The sequence below is a fragment of the Allobosea sp. P4_C6 genome (genome assembly GCF_056402015.1).
On record NZ_JBFUIF010000005.1, the window covers coordinates 190,328 to 201,134 of the forward strand.

Here is a 10,807-nt window from a genome sequence, read left to right on the forward strand (position 1 = left end):
CCGGCATCAGCACCCGGCCGTTTCGCTCCCCGGCACAGCGCCCTATGCTTGCCGGATGAGCCTGCCCTACCGCCCCAATGTCGGCATCGCCCTGTTCAATGCGCAGGGCCTCGTCTTTGCCGGCCATTCCCACAGCGCCGGGCCCGAGATCGTCCTGCCCGGCTTCGACTGGCAGATGCCGCAGGGCGGGATCGACCCTGACGAGGACATCGTCGCCGCCGCGCGCCGGGAGCTGGAAGAGGAGACCGGTGTCACCAGCGCCGCCCTGCTGGCCGTGACGGAGGATTGGTGGAGCTACGATTTCCCGCCCTATGACGGCCCGCCGCACAAGCTCACGGCCTTTCGCGGCCAGCGCCAGCGCTGGGTCGCCTTCCGCTTCACCGGCAGCGAGGACGAGATCGATATCGGCAAGCCCAATGGCGACGAACCGCCGGAGTTCAACGAATGGCGCTGGCGCCCGCTGAACCAGATGCCGGGGCTCGTCGTTCCCTTCAAAAGACCCGTCTACGAGCGCGTGGCCGTGGCTTTCGCAGCCTTCGCTTCGCCCGTCGCGGCAGAGGGAGCAACCAGATGAGCATCGTCGAGCTCGATCATTGCGTCATCCACGTTTCCGATTGGGAACGCTCCAACGCCTTCTATCATGACATTCTCGGCGCGGAGGTCGTCCGGAACGGCGACGGCTTCGCCTATCGCATCGGCCGGGCGCAATTGAATTGCCATGGCCCCGGCATCGAGCCGACGCCGGTCGCGCGCGTGCCGGTGCCGCCGGGCGGCAGCGATCTGTGCTTCGTCTGGCCGGGGCCGATCGCGGAGGCGATCACGCACCTCCAGCGTCAGTCGATCGCGATCGAGCTCGGCCCGGTCCAGCGCTTCGGCCGCGGCGGCCACGGCACCAGCGTCTATTTCCGCGATCCCGACGGCTCGCTGCTCGAATTCATCAGCTACGCATGAAAAAGGCCGCTCGCGCGGCCTTTCCTGTTTCCAGCTTGGCAGGCGGCGTCAGGCCGCCTTGCGCTGCTCGAAGACGTGCTTGAATTCGCGCAGCTGCACCAGCGTGTCATGCAGGCGCTTCTGCTCGTCCTCGTTGTGCGAGCCGGCGAGACGGGTCTCGGCGGTCAGGATTTCGGCGTCGAGCACGGCGGTGTCGACATCCTCGATGAACTTGCCCTGCTCGGCGAGGATGGTCATCGTCTCCTGGTTGACCTCGACGAGGCCGCCATTGACGAAGAATTCCTTGCCGTTGCTGTCGGTCGTCTGGACGAAGACGATGCCGGCCTTGACCGTCGCCACCAGCGGCGCATGGCCGGCGAGCACGGTCATCTCGCCCTCGGTCGAGGGGACGATGACGCTGACGACATCGCCCGAGAACAGGATGCGCTCCGGCGAGACGAGTTCGAACTTGAAGGTGGCCATCGCTACTCTCTCCTCCGACGTCATTCCGGCCGGAGCGAAGCGGAGAGCCGGAATCCATCATAGGGCGTGCCCTCGGATGGATCCCGGATCAGCGCCGCTTCGCGGCTTGTCCGGGATGACGTCGTGCGTTTGTCGACGTTACGCCGCTTCGGCGGCGAGGCGCTGCGCCTTCTCGACGGCTTCCTCGATCGAGCCGACCATGTAGAAGGCCGCCTCCGGCAGGTGATCGTACTTGCCCTCGATCAGGCCCTTGAAGCCCTTGATCGTGTCCTCGAGCGGGACGAGCTTGCCGGGCGAGCCGGTGAAGACTTCCGCGACGAAGAAGGGCTGCGACATGAAGCGCTCGATCTTGCGAGCGCGCGCCACCGTCATCTTGTCGTCTTCCGACAGTTCGTCCATGCCGAGGATCGCGATGATGTCCTGCAGCGACTTGTAGCGCTGCAGCGTCTGCTGGACAGCCGTAGCGACAGCGTAATGCTCCTCGCCGACGATGTCGGCCGAGAGCATGCGCGAGGTCGAGTCGAGCGGGTCGACCGCCGGGTAGATGCCCTTTTCTGCGATCGAACGCGACAGCACGGTGCGTGCGTCCAAGTGGGCGAAGGAGGTCGCGGGCGCCGGGTCGGTCAGGTCGTCGGCCGGGACGTAGATCGCCTGCACCGAGGTGATCGAGCCCTTGTTGGTGGTGGTGATGCGCTCCTGCAGGTTACCCATGTCGGTCGCCAGCGTCGGCTGATAGCCCACCGCCGAGGGAATGCGGCCGAGCAGCGCGGACACTTCCGAGCCCGCCTGCGTAAAGCGGAAGATGTTGTCGACGAAGAACAGCACGTCCTGACCCTTGTCGCGGAAATCCTCCGCGATGGTCAGACCGGCCAGGGCCACGCGCATGCGGGCGCCCGGGGGCTCGTTCATCTGGCCGTACACAAGAGCGCACTTGGAACCTGCGGTCGAGCCGCCGTTCTCCTTCGGGTCCTTGTTGACGTTGGACTCGATCATCTCGTGATAGAGATCGTTGCCCTCGCGGGTGCGCTCGCCGACGCCGGCGAACACCGAATAGCCGCCATGGGCCTTCGCGACGTTGTTGATCAGCTCCATGATCAGCACGGTCTTGCCGACGCCGGCGCCGCCGAACAGGCCGACCTTGCCGCCCTTGGCGTATGGTGCCAGCAGATCGACGACCTTGATGCCGGTGACCAGAATCTGGGCTTCCGTCGCCTGATCGGCATAGGACGGGGCCGGCTGGTGGATGCCGCGCCGGGCGGTGGTCAGGATCGGGCCGGCCTCGTCGACCGGCTCGCCGATGACGTTCATGATGCGGCCGAGAGTTTCGTCGCCGACCGGAACGGCGATCGGCGCGCCGGTGTCGGTCACCGACTGGCCGCGGACCAGGCCTTCGGTGGCGTCCATCGCGATGGTGCGGACGGTGTTCTCGCCGAGATGCTGGGCGACCTCGAGGACAAGGCGGTTGCCGAGATTGTCGGTCTCGAGCGCGTTCAGGATCTCGGGCAGCTCGCCGTCGAATTGCACGTCGACGACCGCGCCGATGACCTGAGTGACACGGCCGGTGCCGGTGTTGGCGGGCTTCTCGGCGGTCTTCGTCTTGGTGGTCTTGGTAGCGGCTTTGGCCATGGTGAAACCTCGGGACTAGCGCATTCGGATGTAGCGGCAGCCGGCGGCGGAACCGCCGGCAGAAGTCTAGGCGGTTATAGCGCTTCCGCGCCGGAGATGATCTCGATCAGTTCCTTCGTGATCATCGCCTGGCGCGAGCGGTTGTAGAGCTGCGTCTGTTTCTTGATCATCTCGCCGGCGTTGCGCGTGGCGGAGTCCATCGCCGACATGCGCGCCCCCTGTTCGGAGGCGGCGTTCTCGAGCAGCGCGCGCAGGATCTGGACGGTCAGGTTGCGCGGCAGCAGGGCCTCGAGGATCTCGCCCTCTTCCGGCTCGTAGTCGTAGACGGCGTCGGTCTGCTTGGTACCTTCCGGGATCTCCGCCGGAATGATGCGCTGCGCCGTCGGGATCTGGGCGATCACCGAGCGGAACTTGGAGAAGAACACCGTCGCGACATCAAATTCGCCATTGGCGAAGCGGGCCAGCACGTTCTGCGCGATCGCCTCGGCATTGACGAAGCCGACCTGCTTGAACTCGCGCAGGTCGATGAACTCGATGATATCGTTGGCGAACTGCCGGCGCAGGATGTCGTAGCCCTTCTTGCCGATGCAGATGATCTTGACCGTCTTGCCCTCGGCCTTCAGCGCCAGTGCCTTGTCGCGGGCGAGGCGCGCGATCGAGGAATTGAAGGCGCCGCACAGGCCGCGCTCGGCGGTCGCCACCAGCAGCAGATGCACCTTGTCAGAGCCCGTGCCCGCGATCAGGCGCGGCGCGCTCGAACCGGACACGCCGGAAGCGAGGTTCGACAGCACCGTCTCCATGCGCTCGGCATAGGGGCGCGCGGCTTCGGCGGCCGACTGCGCGCGGCGCAGCTTCGCCGCCGCGACCATCTGCATGGCTTTGGTGATCTTCTGCGTCGACTTCACCGAAGCGATGCGATTTCTAAGGTCCTTCAAAGAAGGCATTTGGCGCTCTCACCCCGTCATGGTCGAAACTGACCATCTACGTCTCATTCCGTCATGCTCGGGCTTGTCCCGGGCACCCATGTCTTCAACCCCGCCTGCCTTGCTCGATCGGTCGCAAGGCGTGGATGGTCGGCACAAGGTCGACCATGGCGGAAAGTCCCGCCTTAGGCGAAGGACTTCGCGAAGTTCGTCACGATATCCTTGAGCTTGGCGGCGTTGGCGTCCGACAGGTCCTTGCTCGTGCCGATCTCGTTGAGCATATCGGCATGCTTCGAGCGGACCAGCGACAGCAGGCCGTCCTCGAAGGCGCGGACCTTGTTGACCGGCAGCGCGTCGAGATAGCCGTTCACGCCGGCATAGATCACGACGACCTGCTCTTCCATCTTCAGCGGCGAGAACTGCGGCTGCTTGAGGAGCTCGGTCAGGCGGGCGCCACGGTTGAGCAGGCGCTGCGTGACCGCGTCGAGGTCCGAGCCGAACTGGGCGAAAGCCGCCATCTCGCGATACTGGGCGAGCTCACCCTTGATCTTGCCGGCGACCTTCTTCGTCGCCTTGGTCTGCGCCGCAGAGCCGACGCGCGACACCGAGAGGCCAACGTTCACCGCCGGGCGGATGCCCTGGTAGAACAGGTCGGTCTCAAGGAAGATCTGGCCGTCCGTGATCGAGATCACGTTAGTCGGGATATAGGCGGACACGTCGTTCGCCTGCGTCTCGATGACCGGCAGCGCCGTCAGCGAGCCGAGGCCGGCGGCCTCACCCATCTTCGCCGCGCGCTCGAGCAGGCGTGAGTGGAGATAGAACACGTCGCCTGGATAGGCCTCGCGGCCCGGCGGACGGCGCAGCAGCAGCGACATCTGGCGGTAGGCAACGGCCTGCTTCGACAGGTCGTCATAGATGATGACGGCGTGCATGCCGTTGTCGCGGAAGAACTCGCCCATGGCGCAACCGGCGAAGGGCGCCAGGAACTGCATCGGGGCGGCGTCCGAGGCGGTGGCCGCCACGACGATGGAATACTCCATCGCGCCGCGCTCTTCGAGCACCTTCACAAGCTGGGCGACTGTCGAGCGCTTCTGGCCGACAGCGACGTAGACGCAATAGAGCTTCTGGCTCTCCGGGGCGCCTTCGACGTTCAGCGGCTTCTGGTTGAGGATCGTGTCGAGCGCCAAGGCGGTCTTGCCGGTCTGGCGGTCGCCGATGATCAGCTCGCGCTGGCCGCGGCCGATCGGGATCAGGGCGTCGACCGCCTTGAGGCCTGTCGCCATCGGCTCGTGCACCGACTTGCGCGGGATGATGCCGGGCGCCTTGACGTCGACGCGGGCGCGGGCCTTGGCCTTGATCGGGCCCTTGCCGTCAATCGGATTGCCGAGGGCGTCGACGACGCGGCCGAGCAGCTCCTTGCCGACGGGAACGTCGACGATGGCGCCGGTGCGCTTGACGGTCTGGCCTTCCTTGATCTCGCGGTCGGAACCGAAGATCACGACGCCGACATTGTCGCTCTCGAGGTTGAGCGCCATGCCGCGCACGCCGGATTCGAACTCGACCATCTCGCCGGCCTGGACCTTGTCGAGGCCATAGACGCGGGCGATGCCGTCGCCGACGGAGAGAACCTGGCCGACTTCGGTCACCGAAGCTTCCGAGCCGAAATTCGAGATCTGAGCCTTCAGGATGGCGGAGATTTCAGCGGGGCGGATGTCCATCAGCCGACCTCTTTCATGGCAAGACGAATTGAATTGAGCTTGGTTTTCAGCGAGGCGTCGACCATCCGCGAGGCCATCTTGACGATGAGCCCGCCGATCAGCGTCGGATCGACCTTGATCGAAACGTCGACATCCTTGCCGGCGACGCCCTTGAGCGCCGCGCGGATCTCGTCGACGCGCTTGGCCGTGGGCTGCTCGGCGACCGTCACCTCGGCGGAGACGATGCCCTTGGCCTCGGCGACCAGGCGCTTGTAGCCGGCGATCATGCCCGGCAGCGCGAAGAGACGGCGCTTGCTGGCCACGAGTCCGATGAAATTGGCGGCGATGCCGGTGATGCCGGCCTTCTCGAGCACGGCCTTGATCGCCGCGACCTGCTCCTCGGCGGTGAAGGCCGGGCTCTCGATCAGGCGGGTGAGATCGGCGCTCTCGGCGAGCAGGCCGTTGAAGGCATCGAGTGCGGCGGCGACGGTGTCGATCGCACCCGTCTCCTCAGCCAACTCGAACAGAGCGGTGGCATAGCGCTGAGCTACGCCCGACACCAATGTCCCCTGCGATCCGCCTTCTGCCACGCTTCCCGTCTCTCGTTTCAAGGGACTGCACCGGCGACCTTCCGGAGAAGGTGGAGTGCGTGGTCCCGACACTGCGAGTATCTTAGGCGCAAAGTCGACAAGACGACTTCGCGACCGAAATGTGGCGGTGCACTAGCATGCGGTTCCGGGCCACGCAATCGCTAGTTCGCCATCGTAAGCGGCGATTTTGCCGTGGCTTTCAGCTCTTCAAAGGAAGCTTTGCGGATCGACGTCGATCGCGACCCGGACCGAACCCTTGGGCTTGGGCGCCCGCTTCAGCCAGGCGCGGAGATAGTCCTGCAGGTTGATCTCGCGTGCCGTCTTGACGATCAGACGCATGCGATGGCGCCCGCGCAGCACCGCCAGGGGCGCTTCAGCCGGCCCCAGCACCATGATTCCGGCCCCAGCGTCGGCGCAGCGCGCCAGCGTGCGGGCATGGCTTTCGGACTCGGCCTGGCTGTTCGCCGAGACGATCAGCGCCGCAAGCCGGCCGAAGGGCGGCAGCCCCGCCGCCTCCCGCGAGGCCTCCTCTGCGGCATAAAAGCGCTCCGGGTCGCCGGAGATCAGCGCCTTAAGCACGGGATGCTCAGGGTCATGCGTTTGAAGCAGGGCGCGGCCGGGTTTCTCGCCCCGCCCTGCGCGGCCCGTGACCTGCCGCAGTGCCTGGAAAGTGCGCTCGGCCGCGCGCGGATCGCCCGAGGTCAGGCCGAGATCGGCATCGACGACGCCGACCAGCGTCATGCCGGGGAAGTTGTGGCCCTTGGCGACGAGCTGCGTGCCGATGACGATGTCGAACGCGCCCTCGGCCACCGCCATCAGCTCCGTCTTCAGGCGCTCGGTTCCGCCCGGAAAATCGCTGGAGAGCACGATCGAACGCGCCTGTGGAAAAAGCGTCGCGACCTCCTCGGCCAGCCGCTCGACGCCCGGCCCGCAGGCCATCAGGCTCTCGGGCTGGTGGCAGGCCGGGCATTCATGCGGCCGGCGCTCGACATGGCCGCAATGATGACAGACCAGCGCCCGGCGGAAGCGATGGTCGACCAGCCAGGCCGTGCAGTTCGGGCACTGGAAGCGATGGCCGCAATCCCGGCATAGGGTCAGCGGCGCATAGCCACGCCGGTTGAGGAAGAGCAGCGACTGCTCCTTGGCTTCGATATTGGCCTCGATCGCCTTGACCAGCGCGCCCGACAGCCAGCGTCCGCGCTCCGGCTTGTCCCGGCGCAGATCGACGAGGCCGAGCACAGGCAGTTCGCGCCCGCCGAAGCGCTCCGGCAATTTGAGATGGGCGTAGCGTCCGCGCTCGGCATTGACGCGGGTTTCAAGCGACGGCGTGGCGGAAGCCAGCACGACCGGCGCGTTCTCGATGCGGCCGCGCACCACCGCCATGTCGCGGGCATGGTAGGAGACGCCGTCCTCCTGCTTGTAGGCGGCTTCGTGCTCCTCATCGACGACGATGAGGCCGAGGTCTTTATAGGGCAGGAACAGCGCCGAGCGCGCGCCCGCCACCACCTTCGCCTCGCCACTCGCGATCGCCGCCTGCAGCCGCTCGCGCTTGCGGCCGGTGACGGCCGAATGCCATAGCCCCGGCCGGACGCCGAAACGCGCCTCGAAACGATCGATGAACTGTGCCGTCAGCGCGATTTCCGGCATCAGGATCAGGCTTTGGCGGCCCTGCCGGATCGCCTCGGCCACCGCCTCGAAATAGACCTCGGTCTTGCCCGAGCCCGTCACGCCTTCGAGCAGCGAGACGCCGAACGTCTTCGCCTGGACGGATGCGACCAGCGCCTGCGCAACCGCGCCCTGTCCGTCGGACAGCTCGGGCACGGCATGGTTCGGATCGGGCGCGGCCGCGATCGCCTCGCGCGGCAGCGGCTCGACGGCGAAGGTGCCGGCATCGACGAGGGAATCGATCACGGCGGAACTGACCGACGCCGCCTCGGCCAGCGCCGATTTCGCGATCAGCAACCCGCCTTCGGCGGCGGCCATTGCGCGGGCGCGGGCCGGCGTCATCCGGCCGGGCGGCGGGCCGACGAGCCTGACACCGAGCTTCGGCCGCTCCGGCGTATCGTCCGGCGGCCGGCGCAGCGCCAGCGCCAGAACCGAGCCCTTGGGCGCAAGCGTGTACCACGCCACCCAGTCGACCAGCTTCATCAGTGCCGGATCGAGCGGCGGCATGTCGAGCTTGCCGGTGACCTTCTTGAGATTGCCGCCGCGCCCCGAGCCGGCCTCCCAGACGACACCGACGATCTCGCGCGGCCCGAGCGGCACCTGCACGACATCGCCGGGCTGGAGGACGAGCCCCGCCGGCACGGCATAGCTGTAGGCCTGGTCGAGCCCGAGCGGAATCAGCACGTCGACCGTGCCGCCCTGATCCGCCGCTGTCGTTTCGTCATCGATCAAATCGAACTGCGCCATCGCCAAACTACCACCGCCGTCATCCCGGACGGAGCGAAGCGGAGCTCCGGATCCATCATAGGGCGCGGTGCTCTGCGATGGATCCCGGATCGGCGCCGCTCGCGCGGCTTGTCCGGGATGACGGCGTGTTTCTCCCGCAGTGTCTAGCATCGATTCGCGACCTGTTAAGGCGGGAGCGTCATGGTCTGGCTTGACCCGACCATCTCGGGACAGGCAGGCGCGGGAAGAGATGCCCGGGTCAAGCCCGGGCATGACGAGTACACCATGACCGATTTCGACAGCTTCCGACGGGACTGGCTTTCCCACCTATTGTCCGAGCGGCGCCTCTCGCCCAAGACGCTGGAGGCCTATGGCCGCGACCTCGGCCAGTTCACGGCGTTCCTGACCGCGCATCTCGGCGGCGCGCCTTCGCTCTCGGATATCGCCGCGCTGAAGCCCGTCGACCTGCGCGCCTTCCTCGGCCAGCGCCGCCGCGACGGCGTCGGCAACCGCACTCTGATGCGCCAGCTCGCCAGCTTGCGCTCCTTCGCCCGCTTCGGCGAGCGCAACGGCAAGCTCACCGCCGCCGCCTTCGCCGCGACGCGCGGGCCGCGGCTGGGCAAATCGCTGCCGCGCCCGCTCGAGCCCAGCGCCGCCCGCGCCGTCACGCAGGCCGATACCCGCGCCGGAGAGGAGCGCGAGCAGTGGGTCCTCGCCCGCGATGCCGCCGTGCTCGGCCTGCTCTATGGCAGCGGGCTGCGTATCTCGGAGGCGCTCTCGCTCGCTCGTTCGCAGGCGCCGCAGAATGCCGGCGACGCGCTGACCGTGATCGGCAAGGGGAACAAGACACGCATGGTGCCGGTGCTGCCGGTCGTGATCACGGCCATCGCCGAGTATCTCAAGCTCTGCCCCTGGCGCCTGCCACACGAGGGCCCGCTCTTCGTCGGCGCCAAGGGCGGGCCGCTCTCGCCCCGCATCATCCAGCTCGCGGTCGAGGGCCTGCGCGGCGCGCTAGGCCTGCCTTCCTCCGCCACGCCGCACTCGCTGCGCCATTCCTTCGCGACGCATCTGCTCGGCCGCGGCGGGGATCTGCGCGCCATCCAGGAGTTGCTGGGCCACGCCTCGCTCTCGACGACGCAGATCTACACCCGCATCGATTCGACGCGGCTGATGGCGGCCTATGACGCCGCCCATCCACGCGCCGGGCGCTGAGCTGTTGCTGACTTAACGGAAAGCCTTAAACAGCGCCCGCCAATATCGGCCCTGCGAGGTGATTCGTGTCCGGCTCCGTCGAAACGCCCGAGGGCGGCAACAAGCGCATCGCGCTCCTGATCGCGCTGCTGGCGCTGATGCTCGCCTTCTCAGAGATCGGCGGCAAGAATGCCGAGCAGGAGGCGGTCGCCAAGAACATCGAGGCCTCCAATCTCTGGGCCTTCTTCCAGGCCAAGACGATCCGGGGGACGGCGGTGCGCACCGCCGCCGAGGCGATGGAGGTCGAGCTTGCCGGCGCCACCGACGAGGCCGCCCGTCAGCGGCTGACCAAGCGCATCGAGAGCTGGAAGCAGACCGTCGCGCGCTATGATTCCGAGCCCGAGACCCAGGAGGGCCGCAAGGAACTCGCCGCCCGCGCCAAGGCTGCCGAGGCGCAGCGCGACATCGCCGCCGCGCGCGACGACAAGTTCGACATCGCGTCCGGCCTGATCCAGATCGCGATCGTGATCTCATCGGCAGCGATCATCACCGGCGTCGTCCTGCTCGCCTGGACGGGTGTCGCGCTCGGCCTTGCGGGCTTCGCGCTGATGGCCCTGGCGCAGTTCGCCCCGACGGCGCTGTTCTGAGGGAAAGACGAAACCTCGCCGTCATCCCGGCTTGATCCGGGATCCATGCCGGGACGTTGCCGACGGAGGCTCGGGCATGGATCCCGGATCTCCGCTTCGCTACGTCCGGGATGACCCGTGTTTCCGTGGAAACACGTCAGAACCTAGTTGTTTAGTCCCGGCATTTGGTGGATTGGATCGAGGGTGAATCGTTCCGGCTCTGAAGTCCAGCGCTTGCAGATGAACTCGTAGGGCGTGAGGCCTTTGAGGGTCTTCAGGCGCCGGCCGAAATTGTAAGCTGAGACGAAGTCCTGGAGGTGACGATCGAGCTGGTCGTGGCTGTCGTAGTG

General features: G+C 66.9%; 11 protein-coding genes. 4 read left to right on the forward strand and 7 right to left on the reverse strand.

All coding sequences use genetic code 11. The features are described from left to right. Positions 1-55 precede the first annotated feature (55 nt). Positions 56-574 carry an RNA pyrophosphohydrolase gene (locus tag AC1DVA_RS05665; RefSeq protein ID WP_265051438.1) on the forward strand — a complete coding sequence of 173 codons (519 nt, stop codon included), beginning with the start codon at positions 56-58 and terminating at the stop codon, positions 572-574. Continuing rightward, a complete protein-coding gene (locus AC1DVA_RS05670) occupies positions 571-951 on the forward strand; it encodes a VOC family protein (protein ID WP_265051437.1) in 381 nt (126 codons plus the stop codon). The genes AC1DVA_RS05665 and AC1DVA_RS05670 overlap by 4 nt, the downstream gene beginning before the upstream one ends. 48 nt (positions 952-999) lie before the next feature. Here AC1DVA_RS05670 and AC1DVA_RS05675 read toward each other — a convergent pair whose 3' ends face one another. The 6 genes from AC1DVA_RS05675 to AC1DVA_RS05700 form a co-directional block, all read right to left on the reverse strand. Then, entirely contained in the window at positions 1,000-1,413 is a 414-nt protein-coding gene (locus AC1DVA_RS05675; RefSeq protein ID WP_265051436.1) for a F0F1 ATP synthase subunit epsilon, read from the reverse strand. A gap of 138 nt (positions 1,414-1,551) precedes the next feature. After that, the gene (gene atpD, locus AC1DVA_RS05680) at positions 1,552-3,039 is read right to left on the reverse strand and encodes a F0F1 ATP synthase subunit beta (RefSeq protein WP_265051435.1); all 1,488 of its coding nucleotides are present in this window, start codon (positions 3,037-3,039) and stop codon (positions 1,552-1,554) included. Positions 3,040-3,113: 74 nt separating this feature from the next. After that, a complete protein-coding gene (locus AC1DVA_RS05685; RefSeq protein WP_476805284.1) occupies positions 3,114-3,983 on the reverse strand; it encodes a F0F1 ATP synthase subunit gamma in 870 nt (289 codons plus the stop codon). A gap of 164 nt (positions 3,984-4,147) precedes the next feature. Then, entirely contained in the window at positions 4,148-5,680 is a 1,533-nt protein-coding gene (atpA, locus tag AC1DVA_RS05690) for a F0F1 ATP synthase subunit alpha (protein WP_476805285.1), read from the reverse strand. Continuing rightward, positions 5,680-6,249 (reverse strand): F0F1 ATP synthase subunit delta, encoded by a 570-nt coding sequence (locus tag AC1DVA_RS05695; RefSeq protein ID WP_265051432.1) that lies wholly within the window; start codon positions 6,247-6,249, stop codon positions 5,680-5,682. The genes atpA and AC1DVA_RS05695 overlap by 1 nt, the downstream gene beginning before the upstream one ends. 207 nt (positions 6,250-6,456) lie before the next feature. Then, positions 6,457-8,661 carry a primosomal protein N' gene (locus AC1DVA_RS05700; RefSeq protein WP_476805286.1) on the reverse strand — a complete coding sequence of 735 codons (2,205 nt, stop codon included), beginning with the start codon at positions 8,659-8,661 and terminating at the stop codon, positions 6,457-6,459. Positions 8,662-8,925: 264 nt separating this feature from the next. On the opposite strand from AC1DVA_RS05700, the gene AC1DVA_RS05705 reads away from it, so the two are divergent. Both AC1DVA_RS05705 and AC1DVA_RS05710 read left to right on the forward strand, forming a co-directional pair. Continuing rightward, a complete protein-coding gene (locus AC1DVA_RS05705) occupies positions 8,926-9,852 on the forward strand; it encodes a tyrosine recombinase XerC (RefSeq protein WP_476805296.1) in 927 nt (308 codons plus the stop codon). A gap of 65 nt (positions 9,853-9,917) precedes the next feature. Beyond that, positions 9,918-10,478 (forward strand): DUF4337 domain-containing protein, encoded by a 561-nt coding sequence (locus AC1DVA_RS05710; protein ID WP_476805287.1) that lies wholly within the window; start codon positions 9,918-9,920, stop codon positions 10,476-10,478. Positions 10,479-10,621: 143 nt separating this feature from the next. On the opposite strand, the gene AC1DVA_RS05715 is transcribed toward AC1DVA_RS05710, so the two are convergent. Continuing rightward, positions 10,622-10,807: IS3 family transposase (locus AC1DVA_RS05715; RefSeq protein WP_476805288.1), on the reverse strand; the 186-nt coding region annotated here is incomplete at its 5' end.